Origin of the sequence: Spirosoma terrae (assembly GCF_010435915.1) — a bacterium.
In the GTDB taxonomy this organism is placed as follows: Bacteria; Bacteroidota; Bacteroidia; order Cytophagales; family Spirosomataceae; genus Spirosoma; species Spirosoma terrae.
In genome coordinates, this window is sequence record NZ_JAAFZH010000009.1 from 217,702 (window position 1) to 240,786 (window position 23,085).

Consider the following 23,085-nt stretch of genomic DNA (forward strand, 5'->3'; position numbering starts at 1 on the left):
TGAATGCGTGTAAGAACGAAAAAACTTATCCAATTTATTGTTCCTATACGCAATCACGATTCACTCATTGTTTAACAATATCAAGTAATTCAACATCAAAGACCAGGGTTGAACCCGGTTTAATGTCGGCACCTGCACCACGATCGCCATACGCCAGATCGGAAGGGATGTATAATTTCCACTTCGACCCAACTGGCATCAGTTGCAAAGCCTCCGTCCAGCCTTTGATTACTTCATTAACCCCAAACTCAGCGGGTTGACCACGTTCTACCGAACTATCGAACACTGTTCCGTTTAATAACCGGCCAGTATAATGTACTTTAACCCGATCCGTAGCAGTTGGTTTAGCGCCTGTGCCTTCTTTTTCAACTGTGTACTGTAAGCCGCTCGCTGTCGTTTTTACGCCTTCTTTGGTTTTATTTTCAGCTAAGAACGCTTCCCCAACTTTTTTATTCTCGGCAGATACTTTCGAATTTTCAGCCGTACGAACCGCCATTTGCTTCTGCATGAAGGTATTCATGACCTGGCTAGCCTGCTCCATCGAAATGCGAGTGTTTTGCCCTTTCAATGCATCGTCGATCCCATTAGCCAACAAAGCACTATTTAAATCGGCAATGCCCTGCTGTTTTAAATTTTGGGCCATAAACAGGCCAATGCTGTAGCTAATAGAGTCTTGGGTTGAGACTAGCGCACTACTGGGAGCTGGCTTGGCAGCTGTTGGCTTAGCGACTGAAGTAGGCTTTTTAACAGCTGGCTTTTTAACTTGTGCAGTCGCAGAACTGGCGACAAAAACGGCCGACGCAACACCGGCCAGCATCCATTGGTTGAACTTCATGTGAACTAAAAACGGGGTAATACGGAAAATTTGATTTATTGATAAAACGTGAACAGATAGCAGAAAAGTTTGGACACCTAGAGTTTCGATAAAATTTTGTCGAATAATTGTAGCGCAAAACCTCACTAACGAACAACAAAACATTATTCTATCCTGCCTATAAAAGTAACGAAACCCATCTGCTTTTGCTATTATAACCTTCTTAAAATACTCCAAATTTGGACAAACGGTTTTAGCATTCGTTTAGCGGCTTATGTTATATATAGCGCTCTATCGGAAAAGTCTAAGATTCAGGATCGAAATATAGAAAAGATCGCATTTTTATTAAATTTTAATCGTACCTTTGCGGCCGAAAAACAATCTCTAAATTTCATCCTACTTATATGGAATCCGTAAGACCCGACGAGATATCAGCCATTCTGCGTCAGCAGTTAGCCGGTACGCAAACCGAGGCTGAACTCGAAGAAGTCGGTACGGTGCTGCAAATCGGCGACGGCGTAGCGCGTATCTATGGCCTCTCGAAAGCGCAGGCCGGCGAATTGCTGTTGTTTAGTAACGGACTTCAGGCCATGGCCCTGAACCTTGAAGAAGATAACGTTGGTGCCGTATTACTTGGCGACTATTCAGACGTCAAAGAAGGCGATACAGTTAAACGTACCAACCAGATTGCCTATGTTAACGTTGGTGATGGTATCCTTGGCCGGGTAGTAAATACGCTTGGTCAGCCGATCGACGGTATGGGCCCAATTCAGGGAGAACTGTTTCCGATGCCGCTGGAGCGGAAAGCACCAGGTGTTATTTATCGCCAGCCGGTAAATGAACCGCTGCAAACAGGTATTAAGGCTATCGATGCTATGATACCCATCGGCCGGGGTCAGCGTGAATTAATTATTGGTGACCGGCAAACAGGCAAAACGGCTGTTGCTATCGACACCATTATCAACCAGAAAGAATTCTACGATAAAGGCGAGCCCGTATTCTGTATCTACGTCGCTTGTGGTCAGAAAGCCTCTACGGTAAAACAAGTCGAGCAAACGCTACGTAAAGCTGGTGCTATGGACTATACCGTTGTGGTATCAGCAAACGCATCTGACCCTTCTCCAATGCAATTCTTTGCTCCATTTACAGGGGCTGCTATTGGTGAATATTTCCGCGATACGGGCCGTCCTGCTCTGGTCGTTTATGATGATCTGTCGAAACAGGCGGTTGCCTACCGTGAGGTATCGCTGCTACTACGTCGCCCACCAGGACGTGAAGCGTATCCAGGAGACGTATTCTACCTGCACAGCCGTTTGCTGGAGCGGGCTGCTAAAATCAATAGCAACGACGACATCGCCCGAAACATGAACGATTTACCTCCTGTTCTGAAAGACAAGGTTAAAGGTGGTGGTTCATTAACAGCGCTTCCAATCATTGAAACGCAGGCTGGCGACGTATCGGCTTATATTCCAACGAACGTAATTTCGATCACTGATGGTCAGATCTTCCTGGAGTCGAACTTGTTCAACTCAGGTATTCGCCCAGCTATCAACGTAGGTATTTCGGTATCTCGCGTAGGTGGTAACGCTCAGATCAAATCAATGAAGAAAGTTGCTGGTACGTTGAAACTTGATCAGGCCCAGTTCCGCGAACTTGAAGCGTTCGCCAAATTCGGTTCTGATCTTGATGCCTCTACCAAGCTAACGATCGAACGTGGTCGCCGGAACCAGGAAATGCTGAAACAACCTCAGTATTCGCCAGTACCGGTTGAACAACAAGTCGCTATCATCTACGCTTCTACAAACGGATTGCTTGATAAAGTACCCGTAAACAAAGTGAAGGCGTTTGAAAGCGAGTTTGCCATGATCTTGAGCGCTCAATACCCTGCCGTGCTGAACGACCTTCGTGCCGGAAAACTCACGGACGAAGCAACTGCTACCCTTAAGAAAGTAGCCGCTGAGCTATCAGCACAATACTAAACTAGTTTTCAGTTTTCAGTCTTTAGTTTTCAGTTGATGATGCAAGACCGCTTCGCAACTGAAAACTAAAAACTGAAAACTGAAAACTTTAAGAAGACTATGGCATCTCTTAAAGAAGTACGCGCCCGTATATCCTCCATCAACTCGACGCAGCAAATTACGAAAGCCATGAAAATGGTGGCTGCTGCTAAGTTGCGCCGGGCTCAGGATAATATTACGCAACTACGTCCGTACGCTCAGAAACTCAGTCAAATGCTCGGAACCGTTTCAGCCGGAGCTGAGACGGCCTCAGATAGCCCCTACAAACAAGCTCGGGCTATAGACCGCGTTTTATTGATCGTTATTACATCTGATCGAGGTCTGTGTGGTGCATTCAATACAAACGCAATCAAGGGCGCACTAACGTTGATAGAGGAGAAATACGCAGCTCAATATCGGGCTGGTAATCTCGAAATTATGGCAATCGGTAAGAAAGGTGCAGAAGCCTTTCAACGCCGGGGCTTTAAAGTCAATACAACGCACAGTACTGTTTATAGCTCCTTGAGCTTTGCAACCGTTCGGGCAGCGGCCGAAGAAGCAATGAACGATTATGCTGCGGGTTTGTACGACGTAGTAGAAATCGTTTACAACGAGTTCCGGAATGCTGCCGTACAAATTGTACGTACCGAGCAAATGCTACCTATTGTTTCGGCTACCCCAGCTTCTGAAACTTCTTCGTCTATCAATTATATTTTTGAGCCCTCAGAAGAAGAGATTGTTACGGAGTTGATTCCTAAAACAATCAAAACCCAGCTGTATAAAGCCGTGCTCGACTCAAACGCAGCCTTCTATGGTGCGCAGATGACAGCTATGGATAAAGCAACAGAAAATGCTGGAGAGCTTTTGAAACAGCTTCGTTTGGTCTATAACCGGACTCGACAAGCTGCCATCACAACTGAGATTCTTGAAATCGTTGGTGGTGCAGAAGCACTGGCAAGCGCTTAACTATAGAATTGTATTTAGGCTATAAAAACAGATGGCCTCCTGATTCAGGAGGCCATCTGTTTTTATAGCCTAAATTTTTTAGCTACTTGCAACGGTTCGGGTAATTATGGCGTCATAGATCATAAACTATGGCAGCATCTGACAGCGATGATCTAACGCTATAAAGACGGGTTTCTGCCGTAGGAGCCTAGCACAAGATTCTATACCTGTAAATGGTCGTTAAAAAATCTTAAAAGAGAAATATACCACTGTAAATCAACAAATTAACTCACAAAAAATACCTAAGCTATGCAATAACAGCCGGAACGAATACCCTATATATTTAGTTATAAAAGTGTCATATACGAACGACGCTTTTCTTTACGTTAAGTAATCGGTTTGACACCCAAAATGATCTCAAAACTCATGAAAATCAAAAGCATAATTTGCAGCCTGTTTGTCGTCGGTACGCTGGCGTCCTGCGCCCCCTCTATTACGGTTAAGTACGATTACGATCCTAAAGTAAACGTTCGTCAATTTACTACGTATCGTATCGAAGCTGACCGTCAACGTAACGCCGACCCTATTGTGGGTAGTAATCTGAACCAGCGCCGGATTGCCGATGCGTTGGATCAATCGCTGAAAGCACGTGGCTATAAGCCCGTAACTCAGGGTGAAGCGGATCTGGTTGTTCGTTTCTTTACCGATTCCCGCGATCGTCAGCAAATCCAGTCCAATAATATGTACTCACCTTATTCCTGGTGGTACGGTGGTATGGGCAATAATGTTTATTCTCGCCAGTACGAAGAAAACCGTGTCGTTATCAACGTGATTGACGCTCGTACCAATGATATCGTTTGGCAAGGCTGGGCCACTGGCCAGCTTAACAATCGCAACAAAGAACGCGATCGGGATCAAACGTTCCGTGAAACTGTTACCAGTATCATGAAGAATTTCCCAGAGAGCGCCGGACAAGATTACGGTGCCGCCCGGTAATTTGTTGTCATCATTTTAAAAAGCCCATAGCTCAATTGAGTTATGGGCTTTTTTATGGATTAAGCTTTTTGTTTATTTGCGCCTTTCGCGTTTATCCAGTCATGCAAATTGCCAGCAAAGGAGTTATTTATTCTCTCCTGACCGCAGTAGTTGTACTACTAGTGGGCATTGCTGCATTGGTAAGTGTTGCCAATTACCGGCATCAACGTCTTGAAGACGCAACTCAGGACCTTCGCCGAAACCTTACTCAGCAGCAAGGACAGATTAAAAACTTACAGCAACAACTAGAAGATTGCGATACGATCAAAACAGTTCCTCCTGTTGATACGTCATGGGGATCACCGTCTGCGGTTGATTCAACCCAGGCCATTAGCCATAATTGGTGACAATACACTAACTGCCCTATCTTTTTTTATTAAAGCCCGCTAATCACAGAGCTAGCTAGCAACTGCTTATCAGCATATTAGCTAGATTACTTATTTTTATTTGTAATGAGTCTAAATAAATATAATTTTGTATAAATAAGAACCTTACGACAGCGAACCAAAATCGGCTATAACCTCAAATGCTTATGAAATGTGAATGTCATCTCCTTGCCACTACAACCAGTGGCCGGATTGTTTTATATGGCCACTCAGCACCCGACGATACTCACAATATTGCCTTGCAGTATAACAATATCACCCAGTGGCTATGTTATGAAGATTTTTTGGCTCTGGAATGGAATGTAAGAGGTATTGATAGCAAGGCTTATTCGCAGGCTCACCCGCACGAAGATCGAATCCATCTCAGCACACCATCACCCTATTTGTGTTTCAGTTTTCACCCTCACGAGCTGATCGAATTAAAACAGTTATTAAGCAAGGCTGTAGCCAAGCTCCACTGGATCGAAACACTGCGACACGCACAAAACTAACAACTACGTTTTATGGCTAACGTGCTTGTCTTTCGGACTAATATCAACAGCAGCCAGCGAGTTCACCAGGCCGCCTGTCGTTTATGCATGCTGCGTGGCATTTGTCGTTGGAGTGTTGATTTGGAGGATCACGACTGTGTATTACGCATTGAGGCAGAATCCCTGACCGAATCCGAAATAATCAGAATATTAACGCGGACTGGACTGGAGTGTAGCGTGCTCGACTAAACGCAGAAAAGGCTCCTCAAGTGAAGAGCCTTTTCTGCGATAAAACCAGGCAATCCTAGTTTTCAAAAACGTTATCCTGATACGTAACGCTGGAAACTTTTTTATCCAGGTAATAAAGCTGGTCGGCTGGAATTTGATCGAAAAGATCCAGACAACGACGAGCAATATATTCTTCTTCCATTTGCTCTTTCACATACCACTTCAGCAGTTCTTCCGTAGCAAAATCGTTTTCACGACGACAAACAGCAATAATCCGGTTGATTGAATCTGTTACAGCAATTTCCTGCTCAAGAGCACCTTCAAAAACTGACCGTAGCGAATCAAATTCCTGAGATACGGCCGGAACTTCAGGAGAATAAGCTGTTGCACCCTGATCGCACAGATAATGGAAAAGCTTCATGGCATGATGACGCTCTTCTTCCGACTGTTTGTAGAAGAATCCAGCACTATAATCCAGGCCGTTGCGATCACACCAGCCCGCCATCGCTAAGTATTTCGATGACGAAACCATTTCCATTTGTATCTGCTGGTTAAGCGCTAGTTCAACTGCTTCTTTGATTGGTGTACGAAGTCTTGCTAAGTCTTTCATAATATAGCTACCGTATCTGTTCGGTGAGATAATTCTTAATGATTCCTTCGACAAAAGAACAACAAAAAACCGACCGTTGTTATACAGTCGGTTGATTATCAGAAAATTTAGAAGCAGTCTATTTATTACTATTCAGCCAGTGAACAGCCACATTCACGAAGCATCGCATTTAGTTCAAACATTAACTTCGCCCCATTGAGCAGCTCACGTAAATGAACAACCTCACACAAGGTTAATACGTAACAACGTTCAGACCGTGGTGGAGCTACTATTTCAACATCGTGAGCAGCGTCGGTACTAAGAGCCATCTGTCGAATATCGATGGTTTCAACCATACGCCGAAATTGAGCGAAATCGCGGGCAGATAAGGTTGTATGAGTGTCCCAAAACTCAAGTATCAGCCGATTCGTCTTATCGCATTGATAAACAACTCCTTTGTCTGTCTTAAATACTTCCTGATACGTTACAGGTAGGTTACTCGTCATGATTGCCTAAAAGAATGCACAAATATACGAAGCAACACTCAATTTAGAGTATTTCTAAACAAGATTTTATGCATTTAGAGCGAGCCCACTTTAGTGATCCATCCTGCTTGCCCTTTATTGCTCCGAACAAACTGAAAATCAGCGAATGTCGATAGTATATCTAAGGATGCCCCCGCCGGAAGCGTAGTAATTACACCGGCCTGACTATCGGCAGCATCTAACAATGTAGCAGGGCCGGACAGCGCCAGCCGACGTAGCGGTCGTTTTATCGATTCGGTGGCCCCACTGGCAATGTAGCCGTATTGACCATCTGGCAATTCAACCCGTAGCCACGCTTCAGTTCCCCCAACAATTGTCAGGGCCGTTGATTTAGCTACTTCTCGTACTACGGCCCCATCACTGCCAGGAGCGATTCGGACAAACGACCGAGGTGAAGCAACACGTATTGAGTCACCCAGTCGATCACTAGCCAATAATCCCTGACGAGCCGGTCCACGACCTAGCCGAATAAACGGTAAAGGATCGACTGCTCCTTCGTTAAAGCCATAAATCCCAAAATGCAGGTGCGGTCCGGTAGTCCGTGCATTGCCCGTGTTGCCAACAAATCCAACCGTATCGCCTACCGAAATACGTTGCCCATTGTTTACGTTCCAACGGTCAAGATGGGCATAATAAAGACGAATATTACGCTCATTATCAGACACGAACACTACGTTACCACCTAAGCTATTCGTCCCAACGCTCGTCACAATACCATCAACCGAAGCAATGGCCGGTGTTCCTCGGGGAGCAAAAATATCCACTCCTTCATGACGTCGACGACCAGCATCGCGAGCGGCCCCAAAAAAGCTACTAATCTGCCGACTATCACGACCCTGTACCGGAAAGCTCAAAGCGGGTTCACGCGTAATGGCAATTGTATAGCTACCACTACGTAACAACTCCGGTTGAATACGAATCAAACAAGTCTGGGTTCGGCGTGGCTCCCAGGCCAGTACGTTGGTATCGGCTTTAGATGCAGCCAGGAGAGTAGGCCGGTTTCGGTCATCCAAAGCAAATACATCAATGAATACGCTGGCCTGTTGCTGACCTTGTGTTTCGACTTTTACCAAAAAGCGATCTCCTTGCTGAACGCTCAACCGATAGCCAACTGCAATGGGTTTGGTAGCCGAAAAGTAGCCGCTTTCGCGATAAGGGATGGCAATCGTTAACGAATCTCGTAAGGCGCGCTCGCCTACAGATGCCCAATCGGCTCCCAGCGCCGTTTTGTCGAGTTTAGCCTCTTTTAAGGATTGCGCATACTGATCGTGAGGGGACGATGGTCGAAATAAATTCGTGGCTGGGCCAACTCCCGTACAGGCTTCCAGAAACCCTACAATAGAACAAATCAGAATAACAGGAAATATGTGTTTAATTATCATAGCAAACCTATAGTCTTAAACGATCAATTAAGCTGTCATCGTATGGGTCACTACCGACAACATGATCGTTCATTAGGAAACGAGCTGTTTGGGTAAAAGGATTTTGCTCAGAAAGGCTTTACGTTGATTTTGAGGGCCAAAATCCATAAACTTGCGTCTACGTTTCTCCCTTCCATCGTGGATTCAATAACCGTATTTGCTCCCGCTACCGTAGCCAATGTGGCCTGCGGATTTGATATTTTTGGTTTTGCCGTCGACAACCCCGGCGATCAGATTACCCTGACAGCCAGTCCCGAACCCGGCGTTCGTATCATCGATATTATAGGCGACGAAGGTCGACTCCCTCGCGAAGCCAACCGGAATACCGCCAGCATTGCCATACAAACCTACCTTCAGCACATTAACCGGACAGACGTTGGTGTCGATGTAGTATTACGCAAAAAGATGCCCTTAGGTAGTGGCTTGGGATCGAGCGCAGCCAGTGCGGTTGCGGGGGTTTTTGCCATCAATGAATTACTCAATCGTCCACTGACTGTGCGCCAGTTGATTCCTTTCGCCATGGAAGGTGAGCGCATTGCCTGTGGTTCAGCTCACGCCGACAATGTGGGGCCATCGCTGCTAGGCGGATTTTGTGTGATACGTAGCTACCAACCGCTGGATGTTATTCGCGTCAATACGCCCGCTTCGCTCTATTGTACGCTTGTTCATCCTGATATTGAAGTCAACACAAAAGATGCCCGCTTTATTCTTAAAAATGAAGTATCGCTGAAAAATACCATCACCCAGATGGGCAACGTAGCGGGGCTGATCGCCGGGCTGATGACGCCCGACTATGACCTGATCAGTCGGTCGTTGGTGGATGTGATTATTGAGCCTGTTCGGTCAATTCTGATTCCTGAATTCAACGAGGTGAAACAAGCAGCGCTGGAAAACGGCGCTTTGGGATGTAGCATTTCTGGCTCAGGCCCATCTATGTTTGCCTTATGCCGTGATCCTCAAACCGCCGAACGAGTCGGGGCAGCTATGCAACAGGCGTTTTTGTCGGTTGGTATTTCCAGCGAGTCCTACGTCTCTGAAATCAATCAGCAAGGCCCGAAAGTGTTAACTACGGCAGAGGTAGCCAGCTAGCTAAAGCTGCTCCCAGGTTAGTTGCCAACCGTCCAGCGTAGATGGTATCGCTACGCCAGGTTGCCGAGGAACACTGGTAGCCACTAATTTTAACGGTATTGTTTCCTGGGTCTGAGCCTGCACCAGCCGGTCGGTACGTAGAAATACACGGCCCGAAGCCTTATCAATGATTTCGATATGAGCCTGAACGACATCGCCAACTGCCAGTTGGCGACCGTTTATGGTTATTGGCTGGACAACCTGAAATAGGCATAATTTTCCTTCTGCCAATGCACCTGCGCTTAAACTTCGGGTAGTTAACCGATCAACAGATACTGGTGATACGTCAGCAACTTTTGCCGATGCAGGCACTTTTTCGACATCGACCTCAGCAGAATCCGTTAACAATATAACCCCATTATTATCGGTTTCTGCTTCCGTCAGCAACACAACCGTAGTAGTTGAATCGGCAATGAAAGTTGGTTCTGCATCATCCGCAAACGGAGTAGCCGTAGCAGCAATAAAAGCGGCTTCATCCATATCGAACGAAGCCAGAATAGAAGCTCTCTCGCCAGAATCAACTAAATCAGTACTACTGAGTTCTTCCAGATTACGGCTGCTCAACTGATGGCGATACGCATGTGGGCGCGTCAGTAATTCTTTAACAGCCACTGCCTGAAACAAATAGGCTTTTGTTTCGGCAGATCGATAAGGCAATGCCATTGGATGCACATCAGGATGCTGACGACTTAGTTGCTGGATATAGTTAGGGCCAGCATTGTAGGCCGTAGCCACTAACATCCACGATCCCAACTGCTCGTATAATTCGTTCAGATATCGGCAGGCCGCGTGGGTGGCTTTTTGCAGATTGAATCGTTCATCATTACGTCGGGATACGCGTAAACCCAACGATTGGGCCGTTTGCGGCATCAATTGCCAAAACCCGGCGGCCCCTCTCCGCGAAACAGCCCGATTGGTTATAGCACTCTCCAGTAGCGGTAAGTATTTAAAATCGGCAGGAATTCGATATTGCTTCAGAACGGGTTCAATCAAAGGAAAAATAACTGACGCCCGTCGTTTCAATAAAGCAAGACTACTGGCTAAGGCGGCCTGGCGGCTCAGGGTTCGGCTCCATCGCTCGGCAATAGCCGGATGATTCGTTGGTAGATTTTCCCCGCAAAAATCAATTATACCATCATCTTTTATAACAGAGGAGAAACTAGTGAGGTATTTACCCGCGCTAATGGCTAAAAAACGATTGTTTTGCGCAGCAGTCGGTAGAGTCGATACAGTAAGGCAACCAAATACGGCCGCAACCATCAAGTACAGCTTTGTCATTGACAAAAGTGGATTACGATAGATACGTTTCTCGGCTATTCAACCTGAATAGCAATCGGTACTCAGCGGCATCTCGCTCCCTCTCCTGTCCCTTCGTACTGCATCAATCCAGCAGCCGCCCTATAAGTTGTTGTTGAGTTAGATAAGCCTGCTACTTGATGTAGAGGTTTTCCATCAGACCAGTGAACACGTACTAAAAGACCTGGCCGACGTACTAGTAAAAGCAAACGTACACGTGTTTGCTTCGTTGAGAGTGTGTAAAAGTACACTAAAATCGATAGGTTCCCAACTAACTCTACCCATTGCTTCTATTTTATACGTAATAAACACCCATTTCTTACCAATTTATCAGTACAATCAATAAACGTATTAGCATCACCACAGACTAACATTTATAACTAATTCAATAAAAAATAAGGCTTAAACTAAAACAAATACACCAAAACTGGCTTAGAGTACTACCAACCTGATAGACTGATGAAACAGCTATCCTATTGGGCGAATCGCCATAGATATTTGGCAATAGCCTCAATTATTTTATTGGAATTTTTGAAAGGGTGGATCGGCTTCCGAATTGGTAGCCGTTTTTGGCCTCCTTTGCCGGGTATAGCTATTGAATTAATCGTTACGGTGCTGGTAATCGCAGTTCTATGTATCGAAAGAAATTACAGAAATCGATTAGCAACGCTTGTTTTACCGAAAGCGGAACAGTACGTACTACGAACTCGTACAGCATTTTTTTTATTGACAGCCAGTTTACTGTTGTCCATGCTATTGGGGAATCGTTTCCAATACGTGGCTGACCCTCAAGATACGAGTTCATTAGCCTGGGCTAGTACTCGTCGATCTTCCGAAACCGGTGGAAGCGCAACCAGTCAGTCCGAAACAGCCCCGAATGATATCCAGAAAACAAGACCACTTACTCGTCAGGAACTGCGCCACGAACGTAAACTGGCTCACCAGAATCATAAACACCGTCCAGCCCACGAAAAAACAGTTCCTTATCTGCTGCTTTTCCTGGCTGGATTAGTCCTGGCCTGGCTGGGTTCGGCCCTGGTTTGCCGCTTAGTCTGTGCGAATCAGGGGGTAGCCGCCGTTCTGGTTGGTTTGGTAGCCTTAGGCGCATTAGGCGGAGGTATCTATTTTCTCGTAAAAGCCCTTCGGCGCAATGCACCCAGGCGTTCAGTTACCAATTAAAAGCATCTAAATACTGTTCAACGCTACGTAGTGAACATATTGGGTTGGATACGGTTTTACAGATTTATGCGTTGAAACGGCAGTAGTCTTGTGCCGTTGCCCCTATTTCCAATGCTGAATCGCTTTTTCTTACTAGTCGCTTTCTGCTTACAGCTGCCAGCTGCTTTCTGCCAATCTGTTGATCGCTATACTATCATACCTAAACCGACCCAACTAGATCCGCGAGCGGGTGAATTCATTATTAGCCAAGCTACCACGATTATGGCACCGATTGGGCAGGGCGATCTAAAAGCGGTAGTCGATACGTTCGTCCATCATATTAACCGTAGTACGGGTCTGACGATTGCGGTCAAAAATACCAACAAGGTTGCCCTCACCGGAAATCTCATTGAGTTTAGTCCCTTATCAGATTCAACGCTTGGGGCAGAAGGGTACCGAATCGACGTAACGGATAAAGTGGTGACCATTGAAGCGAACACACCCAACGGTTTTTTCTACGCGACTCAAACACTATATCAGTTATTGCCTCCCACCGTTCTGGCGCATCGTTTTATTGTTCCGGCTACGAACCTTACTACGTTGGCCATTCCGGCTTGCCATATCACCGACATACCTCGCTACGGGTACCGGGGTATGCATCTGGACGTAAGCCGACACTTTTTCCCGGTGTCTTACATCAAAAAATACCTTGATGTGATGGCGCTCCACAAGTTCAACACCTTTCACTGGCATTTGACCGACGATCAGGGGTGGCGTATCGAAATCAAGAAATACCCCAAACTGACTCAGGTTGGTTCAAAACGGCGGGAAACGATAGTTGGCCACTACGATGACTATGATCCGCAGGTATTTGACGGAAAACCATACGGTGGATTTTATACCCAGGACGACGTACGGGAAGTGATTCGGTATGCGGCCACAAAACACATCAACGTAGTACCGGAAATTGAACTACCTGGTCATGCGCTGGCGGCTCTGGCTGCCTATCCTGAATTAGCCTGCTCACCCGGCCCCTATCAGGTCGCCACCAAATGGGGTGTTTTTAACGACGTATTTTGCCCAACCGAAAAAACATTCTCGTTTCTACAGGATGTCCTCACCGAAATCATTGATCTGTTTCCCAGTAAATATATCCATATTGGTGGCGACGAATGTCCTAAAACCGTATGGCGGCAAAGCACATTTTGCCAGCAACTCATCAAGCGGGAAAAGTTGAAGAACGAGAGTAGCTTGCAAAGCTATTTCATCAAACGTATCGACAAATTCGTTACGTCGAAAGGCCGCCGGATAATCGGCTGGGACGAAATTCTGGAGGGGGGACTTTCGCCCAACGCCACTGTCATGAGCTGGCGAGGCATCAAAGGCGGTGTTCAGGCCGCCCGACAGCGCCACGATGTGATCATGACACCTGGTACGTTCTGCTATCTGGACCATTACCAGGGCGATCCAGCTCAGGAACCTACCGCTTTTGGCGGCTCGCTCCCATTAGATAAGGTCTACTCCTATAATCCAACACCCGTTGAGTTAAATGCAACGGAAGCAACGCATATTCTGGGCGTACAGGCTAATATCTGGACCGAGTACATTGATACGCACGACCAGCTCGAATATATGCTCTGGCCTCGTGCAGCGGCTCTGGCCGAAGTTGGCTGGACGTCTCTGTCGCTGAAAAACTATGATGATTTTACCCGACGGCTGTCTACTCATTTCGAACGTCTGAATGCGTTGAATGTCAACTATGCCCGAACGTTGTATGATGCTGCCTTTACCAGTCAGCCAACAACTGATGGCAAAATCCAGGTGAGTTTGTCGGCCAGCAAACAGGTGCCAATCATTCGTTATACAACCGATGGTGGCATTCCCTCCGGTGAGTCAGCCCAATACACTCAACCCATTGTTCTGGAGAAGTCGACCACGATCCGAACGGCTTCCTTCCTGAATAGTAAGCCCTTGAGTCAGCTCGGTAAGATCAGGAAAGAGTACCTGATTTCGAAGGCAACAGGCAAATCCTACACACTCCTCAATCCTCCTTCATCGGGACGGCCTGACAAAAATTACAGTCTCACCGATGGCGTCGTAGGCGGTATGGGCGGTTATGAAGTAGCGGGCGTCGTTGCTTTTGCCAATGATATAAACGCCGTTATTGACCTTGGCCAGCCGCAATCGGTAGAAACGGTTCGAATTGGTTTTCTGAAGTATACCGCTCGTAATATATGCCTTCCAAAACAGGTAGACATTTCTGTTTCGGACGATGGCAAGACGTTCAGGCCAGCCTTATCGGCTAAAACAAACGCGGCAGAAGGCGGCAAACGTGGATTCGTGCGCTTACCATTTAGTTTTGAGCCAACCACCGCCCGTTACGTGCGTATCATTGCCCGAAACGTAGGCCGTGTGCCCGCCGGACTACGTAATCCGGGCAAGGCAGCTCAACTTATGGTCGACGAAATCGAAATTCGGTAGAACGATCCAGTCGGCCAGAATCGCTGTTCACCAGTCTATACTACCGCTTGACGCACCATTGCCTTTTTTTCGGGCAAAATTGATCCATAATTCAACGTCATATATTTTGTGTGGAATTATGGACATCCTTATTGTTGAAGACGAATACCTGGCCGTTCAAAAGCTAACCAAGCTGCTCAATACCAGCCCAACACCAACTACCATTGTTGGAGTAACCGATGGTATTGAATCGACTGTAGAGTGGCTATCGGCGCATCCGTCGCCGGATTTGATTCTGATGGATATCGAACTGGCAGACGGTCAGAGCTTTGAGATCTTCAATCAGGTTTCTATCCGCTGCCCGGTCATTTTTACTACGTCATACGACGAATCGGCAATCAAGTCCTTCCGGGGAAGCAGTCTGGATTATTTGCTTAAACCCATCAAACGAGACGAATTAGAACAAGCGCTGAGTAAGTTTGACCAGGTCACGAAGGGTTCGGTAAGCGCTTCAGATATCGATGATTTACTGATGGATCTAAAAAAACAGACGCAGCAACGCGAGTTCAAACACCAGTTTCTAGTACGCTACGAGCAACAGTTGATTCCCGTTTATACGTCCGAAATTGCCTATTTCTTCACCACTGAAGACAATACGTTCATACGTACCACTCAGCAATCAAGCTACATTGTCGATTATTCGCTGAATGATGTGGAAAGGCTGGTAGACCCAACCCGTTTTTTTCGGATCAACAACCAGTTATTGATTGAAGCGAAAGCCGTTGTTCAAACCCATTATTCCTTGAATGGCCAGCTAAAAGTATCGTTGAGCCCTGATCCGGGCTACGATGTGCTGATCAATCGAGAGCGCACAAACGAGTTTAATCAATGGCTGATCAGATGATATGCAAACAGTCAACGATAAATGGATGCGTATTATCGGTGTTCCCTTGCTGGCACTGACTGGTCAATGGATGATGTACGGTTACGTCAACGTAGCGTATCCCGACGACTGGCGCATTCCTTTCTTTTTTATCGTGGGCGCTGTATTGGTCTGGGAAATCAATCGGCAAGGTATTATTCTGTCGAGACGCCGATTTCCTGACCTGGCCCAAACGCGCCAACGCATATTATATCAGCTTATCTGGTTCTTCATTTTTTGCAGCATCATTCGGGTTACGCAAACATTCATTTATCACCTGATCGGCCTATGGCCAAGCGAAGACTACCTGCTCTTTAAACCCTACTTTTTCAATACGTTTGTTTCGGTTGTAGGAACCATTCAACTGGCTGCCTATTACGAGGGAGTTTACTTGTATCAGCGCTGGAAAGTATCCTATACGGAAACGCAGGAGCTCAAAAAAGTCAATCTGCAAAGTCAACTCGACTCTCTGAAATCGCAGATTAATCCGCATTTCCTGTTCAATAATCTCAACTCACTATCGTCGCTTATTTCCAGCGATGCCGAACAGGCCGAACGTTTCCTTGACGAACTATCGGCCGTGTACCGCTATTTGCTCCAGCAAAATAACCGCGACCTCTGCCCACTTACGGACGAGATGACGTTCATTAAGGCGTATTTTCATCTGCTTAAAACGCGCTATGGCGACGGTATTTTTCTGGAAAGCGCCGTTGAACCTCAATACATGCGCTATCTGATTCCTCCCCTAACGCTACAACTCCTTTTCGAAAACGCGATCAAACATAATGTTATCGCTGTCAGACGACCGCTAACCATTAGGCTGTATACAAAAGATGGACGTCTGCATGTCGAAAATAACATCCAGAAAAAGAAGCTAACTGTTCAGTCTAATCAGATTGGCCTACGTAACATTATTATGAAATATCAGCTCCTTGATCATCCATCGGTAATTATTCATAACGACGATCAAAGGTTTCTGGTCAGTATGCCACTAATATCCCCCAAAGTGGACGTAGTATCGGCGTCAAACGAACAAAATTGATTTCTTCCCCCTGCGACTGCCAGCAAAATAAATTCTGACGATTGGCCATGTATCAGAATTTTTAGCAAGCTGCTGGTATGGTTTTAACCCCAAAGGTTTGTTTTTTTGCAGAACGACCTGCTTATTGTAGGCCTTATTCTTCTTCTTCATGTCAGAAAACCTAACCAATTCCACTTCATCTGTCGATCTGGCGACTGAGCCTACTGACTTTAAACGCTCTCTGAGCCTACTCGATTCAACACTTATTGTGTCAGGTTCGATGATTGGCTCCGGCGTATTCATCGTAACAGCCGATATGGCCCGAAACCTCGGTTCTTCGGGCTGGCTACTGATGCTCTGGGTACTTACGGGCGTGCTTACCGTAGCGGCAGCGCTCAGCTATGGCGAGCTGGCCGGTATGATGCCCAAAGCCGGTGGTCAGTACATCTACATCCAACGTGCTTACGGAAAACTGACCGGATTCGTTTACGGCTGGACTGTTTTCACGGTTATTCAAACCGGAACCATTGCTGCTGTCGCGGTAGCTTTTACGAAATACACGGCGGTGTTTGTCCCGGCCTTAAGTCCATCAAACGTGCTCTTCTCACTCGGCCCTATCGATATTTCGGCAGGGTCTTTGTTTGCCATTGCCAGCCTGATCCTGCTGACCTGGCTCAATAGCCGGGGCGTTCAAAGCGGCAAACTCATTCAGAATGTTTTCACATCGGCCAAACTCATTGCCTTGCTCGGCTTAATTGTCATCGGTATTACGGTAGGATTAAGCAGTGGACTGCTGTCGACCAACCTGACCAATGCCTGGGAAGCCACCAGTACCTCGGCAACCGGCGACATCGTTCCCCTGGCGGGTATGGCGCTGATACTGGCTTTCGGTACGTCGATGGTTGGGTCACTATTCTCCGCCGATGCCTGGAATAACGTTACGTTCATTGCGGGCGAAATCAAAAACCCCCGTCGGAATATTCCCTTAGCCTTGTTCTTTGGTACGCTGATCGTAACCACGATCTATTTTCTGGCCAACGTTTCCTACCTCTCATTACTACCCCTGAAAGGTTCTCCAACAGCTACCGACATCATCGGTCGTGGTATTCAGTTTGCCGATGCCGATCGGGTAGCCACGGCGGCTGTTGAAACGCTGTTCGGCAACGTAGCCGTGGCTATTATGGCCGCTCTGATTATGGTGTCGACGTTTGGCTGTAATAACGGATTGATTCTGGCTGGCGCCCGGCTTTATTACGCGATGGCCAAAGATGGCTTATTTCTGAAGCAGGCTTCTCACCTCAATGAGAATGCAGTTCCGGGTCGGGCTTTATGGCTGCAATGCATCTGGGCGTCGCTCCTTTGTTTGTCAGGAAAATACGGCGATTTGCTCGATTACTGCACGTTTGCGTCGCTGTTGTTTTATATCGTTACCATTGCTGGCCTTTTCCGTCTACGTCGTACGGAGCCAAATACCGAGCGTCCTTATCGCGCTTTCGGCTATCCGCTTGTACCTGCTCTGTACATCGTTGCGGGTTTAACCATTTGCGCGATTCTGCTCTACACCAAAACCTTCAACACCGGTATGGGCCTGCTGATTGCGGGTCTGGGCATTCCAGTCTACTACCTATCAACGCGGAAGAAGTAAGGTTTATAGTTTATAGTGGCTGACGCGTCAGTAGTTCTGTTGCGCCAGCCAACTATAAACTATAAACTGAAAAACTATAAACTTAATACCCCGGATTCTGATACATACCGGTTGGGTTCAATTTAAATTCATTGAACGGAATCGGGTAGTAGTAATCCTTTGGGCCGACATTGGAAAGCTGGGCGGAACCAAAATCTGCCTGGCTTTTTGTTTTAAAATACGCGACCAATTCGTCGGCGGTAAAGAAACGTAGCAAATCGAACCAACGCTGATTTTCGAATGCCAGCTCAGTACGTCGTTCGTGAAGAATGGCCAGCTTCAGCGTTGGGTATTTAGCGCTATAGACAGAATTGACTTTCGCTACGGTATAGAGCGGCAATTTGGCCCGCTCACGCACCTGATCCAGAAAACTAATGGCAGCAGCTTCGTCGCCAAGGTACATGTTTACCTCAGCCAGCATCAATATGACATCGGCGTAGCGAATCAGCAACCAATCGTTTCCGCCGTAGCCGTTCGTGCCAGCCGCTGAACTGGCATCCCGATACTTGGTAATGAAATAGTCTTTTACAACGGCCGCATTGGCGTACTTAATCGAGAAATCTTTCCGAACATCGCCTTCTTCGTAGTCTTTCACCAGGTCGGGCGTTACGTTACCGCCAACCCCGGTTGTGGCTCTCAGCGAGTTAATTGTTTCGCCCTGCGCCTGGTTATTAGCCGCAATACTCGAAGAGTAATTGATATCGCCCTGCCGATACACAATCTGGAAAATGGCTTCAGGGTTCGTCGTTTTCTTGGCTACATCAAACACATCGGTGTACGGGATTTCTTTGAGCGTACCGAACGGGCGTTTGTTGTAGGCATTCATCAAATACGTTTTTGCCTGATTCAGATTCGCAGCCCGATTCGCCTGATCCAACGTAGTGGCCATGGTCAGATACACCTGCCCCAGCAAGGCATTACCAGCTACTTTCGACACCCGACCCTTATCGGCAGCCACCCGACTATCGGGGAGCGAGCTATTGACTACGTCGGTCAAATCCGCTACGATCTGTGCATAGACCTTCTCCTTCTTTTCACGGAATGTATTGGTAGCCACCTCATCAGCAGAGGTCAGTGGCTTGATCACCAGCGGCACATCGCCCCACTTACGCACCAGATGGAAGTACGTTAAGGCGCGGATAAATTTAGCTTCGGCCTGGTATTGTGCTTTGGTAGCATCGTTCGTATACGTAACGCTTTCAGAACCGGCCAACACGCTATTCGCCCGCGTAATAATCTGGTAAAGAGCTGTCCAGTGCGTTTGCAGATACGAGTTGCTGGGCAGCAGCGAGAAATCGTTAAACTGAAACGGCTCGCCCGCATTCGACTGGTTGTCGTTACGTCCGGTATTATCCGACCGTTCTTCGGAATAGAGGCCGCTACCTTCTGCGATACCGCTGTTGTTACGTAGCGCATTATAAACGCCATTCAGCGCCAACAGTACGTCGTTTTCACTCTTATAATAGTCGACGGTGGCAACCGCGTTTGGATTGGTTTCGACCAGGAAATCCTGACTGCATGAGCCCAGCAACAGCAGGCCCAGCACCGGAATGAATCGAAGTGTTGATTTATAATTCATGAGTATACGATCTGCGTCTGATTAAAAAGTAATTTTTGCGCCAACGTTGTAGCCTCGTGCCAACGGATATTTACCATAATCGACACCGGGCGTCAGGTTCGCGCCGTTGTTGTAATCCACTTCGGGATTGTAGCCTTTATACTTGGTGATGGTAAAGGCATTGTTAACGTTCACGTACAGACGTAGTCCACTAACCCGCGCCTTGCTGACGAGGGCAGTTGGCAGGTTGTAACCCAGCGTAATATTGGCGCACCGGAGGTAAGAGCCATCCTGCAGATAGAATGTCGACAGACGGGTGCTGTTGCTTTGCGTACCACCGCGCGCTGCCCGATACACCTGACCATTGCCGGGCTGTTCTTCGGAACGGTACCGATCTTTCACGATAGAATATTGGTTGCCAGACCCTTCCATATTGAACAGGTAATAATCCTGTCCATCGAGCACCTGATTACCGTAGCTGCCATTGAAGCCAATATTGGCATCGAAATCTTTATACGTAGCGTTTACCGAGAAGCCATACGTCAGCTTCGGATAAGGCGATCCAATCACCTGCTTATCCGCATCGTTCACAACGCCATCGCCATTTACATCCTGAAAAATCAGATCACCCGGCCGGAGCGGGTTCGTCGAAGCCGTAGAGCGAGCCGGTCCTTTCAGGACGTAGCCAGCCGGAAACGATTGCGTAGCAGCATTGTAAACCGCATTGTCGGCCGCCAGATTATCAACATCTTTCTGACGAACCATACCGATCACCTTGAAACCGTAGAACGATCCAACAGGCTGTCCTTCCTGCGTTACGTGCGTAATGTAAGACCGCTCAGCTCCCGCCGACAGAATCATGTTTGCCCCACCCATGTCCAGCACTTTGTTTCGGTTTATGGATATATTTCCGCTCAGATTCAGCTTGAAATCCTGCGTCGAAATAGCACGTCCATCGATCTGTAATTCAACACCCTGGTTGCGAATTCGGGAGTTACGTAGGTTGGTCAGAATGCTTGTCGCACCCGAAATAGCCGAAATTGGCTGGTTGAAAAGCAGATTATACGAATCACTCAGGTAGCCATTGGCAATCAACAGCAATCGGTTATTGAACAGCCCAACGTCCAGGCCAAGGTTAAACTGCGAGGTCGATTCCCAGCCCAGTCGCTGATCTTTGATGGGACCAGGAAAGAAAGCCGTCTGGATGGTTCCAGCACCAAATACGGCTCCCGTTGGGCTAGCCATCGTTTGCAGATAGTTGTAGTTACCGACGTTATAGTTACCCGTAAGTCCCCAGCTGGCCCGCAGTTTAAGCGTCGACGCAGCACCCAGCCAGTTGTTATAGAAGGGTTCGTTGGAGATGGTCCAGCCCGCCGATAACGACGGAAAATTACCCCAGCGGTTGAGTGGCCCAAAGCGCGATGACCCATCTGTACGGAAGGCAGCCGTCAAATAATAGCGCTCATCGTAGTTGTATTCGGCCCGCGCCAGATACGACAACAGTGTTTCTTCCAGCTTGCCGGTCCCCGTGAAGCCCGCACTACTGGTGGCACTGCTCTGATAGAAATTGGTTGGATCGGCCCCTTTAGCCGTAATTTCCTGAACGGCGTCATTCTGGAATCCCTGAGCCGATACGCTGATCTGATCCAGATTCGTTTTCTGCGCCGTATAGCCGACCAACCCATTCACTCTATGCCGACCAAACTGCTTCGTATACATCGCCGTAAACTCGGCCAGTAGGTTTTGCGTCGTAACGCTCAACGCCGTAGCCGTAGCAGCCGCAATGGCCTGTGGTGAATAAGGCGGATTATTGCCACTGCTTAAGCTGGTAGGCAGGTAGTATTCATACTTTTCGTTGAACGTCTGCAAGCCCAGATTCGCTTTGGCAACCAGCCCTGGAATGATCTCGTAACTCGCCGTGCCGTTATACGTACCCCGCAATCCTTTCCGAGTAATGTTGGTTTCCATAGCCAGTGCTACCGGATTTTCGATGGTCTGGTAGCCATAGGCCGACTGCTGGGCAGCCATTTCGTTTTTCACCAGATTCCCATTGTCGTCACGCGCCCGGAACGTAGGCGCATAGATCAAGGCACCCAGAATTGGTCCCTGGTTGAAACGCCCTTCCTGCACCTCCCGGCTGTTGGTCGACGTAACGAACATGCTGGCCCCTACTTTGAATTTCTTACTGATATCGCCGTCGATGTTAGCGCGGAAGTTTAGCCGATCCTGCTTGGTCGACACAATAATTCCCTGCTGATTCTGATAGCCTCCGCTAATCAGGTAGCGAACACCATTATTGCCGCCCGAAAACGTAAGATTATGGCGACTAACCGGCGCATTCCGGTATAACTCATCCTGCCAGTCGGTATTGTATTTGGGCGTAATCAACCGCTGATTGGCAAAATCATAAAACTCTGTTGGAATACTAACGGCACTGGCATTACCAACCTTGGCGATCCGCGTAGCGTTATCATCAGAAAACATAGCATCGGTCCACGGCTTGCCACTGTTCTGGACCAGATCACGATACGTATTGTTACGTCCATCGATCATCAGCTGAGCAAACTCACTGGAATTAAGAAGCTTAACTTTCTTCGCCAGCTGATTAACGCCATACTGGTATTCGTACTCGAACTTGCCTTTACCATCCTTACCGCGTTTGGTCGTGATCAGCACAACGCCCCCCGATGCCCGTGAGCCATAGATAGCTGCCGAAGCCGCATCTTTCAGAATATCAATACTTTCAATATCGTTTGGGTTGATAAAAACATCATTCCCGGCAGGGAATCCATCGATCACATACAGCGGGTCCGAACTGGCATTGATCGAACCAATACCCCGCACCCGAATTTTAGTACTGACATAAGGCGCACCGCTCACCTGCGACACCTGTACCCCTGCCAGCTTGCCCACCAGCGCCTGTCCAACCGTTGGTGCCGTTACGTTCAGCTCGCGGGCTTTTACGTTAGCAATGGCACCAGTTACGTCGCTTTTGCGTAAGGTTTGATAACCAACCGCCACCACTTCGCTCAACTGATTCACATCTTCTTTCAACGTAATGATTAGCGTTGGCTGAGAACCAACCGTAACTTCCTGAGTCGTAAAACCAACCGACGAAAACACCAACGTAGCGCCAGGATTTACCTCTATCATAAACTTACCGGAGGCATCGGTAACAGTTCCCCGGCGGGTCTGTTTTTCAACAACGTTTACGCCCGGAATGGGCTGGTTTTGTTCGTCAACCACTGTCCCGCTAATCCGGGCAGCGCGGATGACCAGTCCGGCGGGCATAGTGCCAGCCCAGACGGTTTGATAAGCCGACAAGCTTATCAGCATAAGCAGGCAAAGCAATGACCTGCTCAAGTCAATTGAGTAACGATTCATATCAAGTTGTATATGGAGGTGTTTTATGGGTAAGCGACAGATAG

Annotated in this window: 18 protein-coding genes; 11 read left to right on the forward strand and 7 right to left on the reverse strand. The window is 47.5% G+C overall.

Annotation, left to right across the window (positions count from 1 at the left end; genetic code table 11):
- Positions 1 to 64: 64 nt before the first annotated feature.
- Positions 65 to 835, reverse strand: coding sequence for an FKBP-type peptidyl-prolyl cis-trans isomerase (locus GK108_RS19590; RefSeq protein WP_262887441.1), 771 nt, complete (start codon positions 833 to 835; stop codon positions 65 to 67).
- 383 nt (positions 836 to 1,218) lie between these two features.
- On the opposite strand from GK108_RS19590, the gene atpA reads away from it, so the two are divergent.
- From atpA to GK108_RS19615, 5 genes are all read left to right on the forward strand, one after another.
- On the forward strand, positions 1,219 to 2,793 hold the full coding sequence (gene atpA / locus GK108_RS19595) for a F0F1 ATP synthase subunit alpha (RefSeq protein ID WP_163952199.1): 1,575 nt from the start codon (positions 1,219 to 1,221) through the stop codon (positions 2,791 to 2,793).
- A 99-nt stretch (positions 2,794 to 2,892) separates the two neighbouring features.
- Complete coding sequence (gene atpG, locus GK108_RS19600; protein ID WP_163952201.1) at positions 2,893 to 3,777, forward strand: ATP synthase F1 subunit gamma; 885 nt, start codon at positions 2,893 to 2,895, stop codon at positions 3,775 to 3,777.
- Positions 3,778 to 4,182: 405 nt separating this feature from the next.
- Positions 4,183 to 4,752 (forward strand): DUF4136 domain-containing protein, encoded by a 570-nt coding sequence (locus GK108_RS19605; protein ID WP_163952203.1) that lies wholly within the window; start codon positions 4,183 to 4,185, stop codon positions 4,750 to 4,752.
- Positions 4,753 to 4,853: 101 nt separating this feature from the next.
- Positions 4,854 to 5,138, forward strand: coding sequence for a hypothetical protein (locus GK108_RS19610; RefSeq protein ID WP_163952205.1), 285 nt, complete (start codon positions 4,854 to 4,856; stop codon positions 5,136 to 5,138).
- A gap of 185 nt (positions 5,139 to 5,323) precedes the next feature.
- Positions 5,324 to 5,668: a DUF6686 family protein gene (locus tag GK108_RS19615; RefSeq protein ID WP_163952207.1), complete on the forward strand. Its 345-nt coding sequence runs from the start codon at positions 5,324 to 5,326 to the stop codon at positions 5,666 to 5,668.
- A gap of 283 nt (positions 5,669 to 5,951) precedes the next feature.
- On the opposite strand, the gene GK108_RS19620 is transcribed toward GK108_RS19615, so the two are convergent.
- The 3 genes from GK108_RS19620 to GK108_RS19630 all read right to left on the reverse strand — a co-directional run bounded on the left by GK108_RS19620 (position 5,952) and on the right by GK108_RS19630 (position 8,391).
- Positions 5,952 to 6,485, reverse strand: a complete 534-nt coding sequence (locus GK108_RS19620; RefSeq protein WP_163952209.1) for a ferritin — start codon at positions 6,483 to 6,485, stop codon at positions 5,952 to 5,954.
- Positions 6,486 to 6,613: 128 nt separating this feature from the next.
- Positions 6,614 to 6,970: a hypothetical protein gene (locus GK108_RS19625; RefSeq protein WP_163952211.1), complete on the reverse strand. Its 357-nt coding sequence runs from the start codon at positions 6,968 to 6,970 to the stop codon at positions 6,614 to 6,616.
- 74 nt (positions 6,971 to 7,044) lie between these two features.
- Positions 7,045 to 8,391 carry a peptidoglycan DD-metalloendopeptidase family protein gene (locus GK108_RS19630; protein ID WP_163952213.1) on the reverse strand — a complete coding sequence of 449 codons (1,347 nt, stop codon included), beginning with the start codon at positions 8,389 to 8,391 and terminating at the stop codon, positions 7,045 to 7,047.
- Between the two features lie 177 nt (positions 8,392 to 8,568).
- On the opposite strand from GK108_RS19630, the gene GK108_RS19635 reads away from it, so the two are divergent.
- Positions 8,569 to 9,519 carry a homoserine kinase gene (locus GK108_RS19635; protein ID WP_163952215.1) on the forward strand — a complete coding sequence of 317 codons (951 nt, stop codon included), beginning with the start codon at positions 8,569 to 8,571 and terminating at the stop codon, positions 9,517 to 9,519.
- Here GK108_RS19635 and GK108_RS19640 read toward each other — a convergent pair whose 3' ends face one another.
- The gene (locus GK108_RS19640) at positions 9,520 to 10,836 is read right to left on the reverse strand and encodes a lytic transglycosylase domain-containing protein (RefSeq protein ID WP_163952217.1); all 1,317 of its coding nucleotides are present in this window, start codon (positions 10,834 to 10,836) and stop codon (positions 9,520 to 9,522) included.
- Positions 10,837 to 11,631: 795 nt separating this feature from the next.
- On the opposite strand from GK108_RS19640, the gene GK108_RS19645 reads away from it, so the two are divergent.
- The 5 genes from GK108_RS19645 (at position 11,632) to GK108_RS19665 (ending at position 18,060) form a co-directional block, all read left to right on the forward strand.
- Complete coding sequence (locus GK108_RS19645) at positions 11,632 to 12,033, forward strand: DUF1206 domain-containing protein (RefSeq protein WP_163952219.1); 402 nt, start codon at positions 11,632 to 11,634, stop codon at positions 12,031 to 12,033.
- Between the two features lie 111 nt (positions 12,034 to 12,144).
- Complete coding sequence (locus tag GK108_RS19650) at positions 12,145 to 14,493, forward strand: beta-N-acetylhexosaminidase (RefSeq protein ID WP_163952221.1); 2,349 nt, start codon at positions 12,145 to 12,147, stop codon at positions 14,491 to 14,493.
- A gap of 118 nt (positions 14,494 to 14,611) precedes the next feature.
- Positions 14,612 to 15,376: a LytR/AlgR family response regulator transcription factor gene (locus GK108_RS19655; protein WP_163952223.1), complete on the forward strand. Its 765-nt coding sequence runs from the start codon at positions 14,612 to 14,614 to the stop codon at positions 15,374 to 15,376.
- 1 nt (position 15,377) lies between these two features.
- On the forward strand, positions 15,378 to 16,436 hold the full coding sequence (locus GK108_RS19660) for a sensor histidine kinase (RefSeq protein WP_163952225.1): 1,059 nt from the start codon (positions 15,378 to 15,380) through the stop codon (positions 16,434 to 16,436).
- Positions 16,437 to 16,584: 148 nt separating this feature from the next.
- The gene (locus tag GK108_RS19665) at positions 16,585 to 18,060 is read left to right on the forward strand and encodes an APC family permease (protein ID WP_163952227.1); all 1,476 of its coding nucleotides are present in this window, start codon (positions 16,585 to 16,587) and stop codon (positions 18,058 to 18,060) included.
- A gap of 82 nt (positions 18,061 to 18,142) precedes the next feature.
- Here the strand turns inward: GK108_RS19665 and GK108_RS19670 are convergent, their stop codons facing one another.
- Together GK108_RS19670 and GK108_RS19675 are read right to left on the reverse strand one after the other, a co-directional pair.
- Positions 18,143 to 19,678, reverse strand: a complete 1,536-nt coding sequence (locus tag GK108_RS19670) for a RagB/SusD family nutrient uptake outer membrane protein (protein WP_163952229.1) — start codon at positions 19,676 to 19,678, stop codon at positions 18,143 to 18,145.
- A 21-nt stretch (positions 19,679 to 19,699) separates the two neighbouring features.
- Entirely contained in the window at positions 19,700 to 23,041 is a 3,342-nt protein-coding gene (locus GK108_RS19675; RefSeq protein WP_163952231.1) for a SusC/RagA family TonB-linked outer membrane protein, read from the reverse strand.
- Positions 23,042 to 23,085 lie beyond the last annotated feature (44 nt).

Coding starts and splice junctions, on each gene's coding strand:
- atpG (WP_163952201.1), top strand. CDS start 2,893: ATGGCATCTCTTAAAGAAGTACGCGCCCGTATATCCTCCATCAACTCG.
- GK108_RS19625 (WP_163952211.1), bottom strand. CDS start 6,970: ATGACGAGTAACCTACCTGTAACGTATCAGGAAGTATTTAAGACAGAC.
- GK108_RS19675 (WP_163952231.1), bottom strand. CDS start 23,041: ATGAATCGTTACTCAATTGACTTGAGCAGGTCATTGCTTTGCCTGCTT.
- GK108_RS19660 (WP_163952225.1), top strand. CDS start 15,378: ATGCAAACAGTCAACGATAAATGGATGCGTATTATCGGTGTTCCCTTG.
- GK108_RS19605 (WP_163952203.1), top strand. CDS start 4,183: ATGAAAATCAAAAGCATAATTTGCAGCCTGTTTGTCGTCGGTACGCTG.
- GK108_RS19655 (WP_163952223.1), top strand. CDS start 14,612: ATGGACATCCTTATTGTTGAAGACGAATACCTGGCCGTTCAAAAGCTA.
- GK108_RS19630 (WP_163952213.1), bottom strand. CDS start 8,391: ATGATAATTAAACACATATTTCCTGTTATTCTGATTTGTTCTATTGTA.
- GK108_RS19670 (WP_163952229.1), bottom strand. CDS start 19,678: ATGAATTATAAATCAACACTTCGATTCATTCCGGTGCTGGGCCTGCTG.
- GK108_RS19665 (WP_163952227.1), top strand. CDS start 16,585: ATGTCAGAAAACCTAACCAATTCCACTTCATCTGTCGATCTGGCGACT.
- GK108_RS19590 (WP_262887441.1), bottom strand. CDS start 835: ATGAAGTTCAACCAATGGATGCTGGCCGGTGTTGCGTCGGCCGTTTTT.
- atpA (WP_163952199.1), top strand. CDS start 1,219: ATGGAATCCGTAAGACCCGACGAGATATCAGCCATTCTGCGTCAGCAG.
- GK108_RS19620 (WP_163952209.1), bottom strand. CDS start 6,485: ATGAAAGACTTAGCAAGACTTCGTACACCAATCAAAGAAGCAGTTGAA.
- GK108_RS19640 (WP_163952217.1), bottom strand. CDS start 10,836: ATGACAAAGCTGTACTTGATGGTTGCGGCCGTATTTGGTTGCCTTACT.
- GK108_RS19650 (WP_163952221.1), top strand. CDS start 12,145: ATGCTGAATCGCTTTTTCTTACTAGTCGCTTTCTGCTTACAGCTGCCA.
- GK108_RS19615 (WP_163952207.1), top strand. CDS start 5,324: ATGAAATGTGAATGTCATCTCCTTGCCACTACAACCAGTGGCCGGATT.
- GK108_RS19610 (WP_163952205.1), top strand. CDS start 4,854: ATGCAAATTGCCAGCAAAGGAGTTATTTATTCTCTCCTGACCGCAGTA.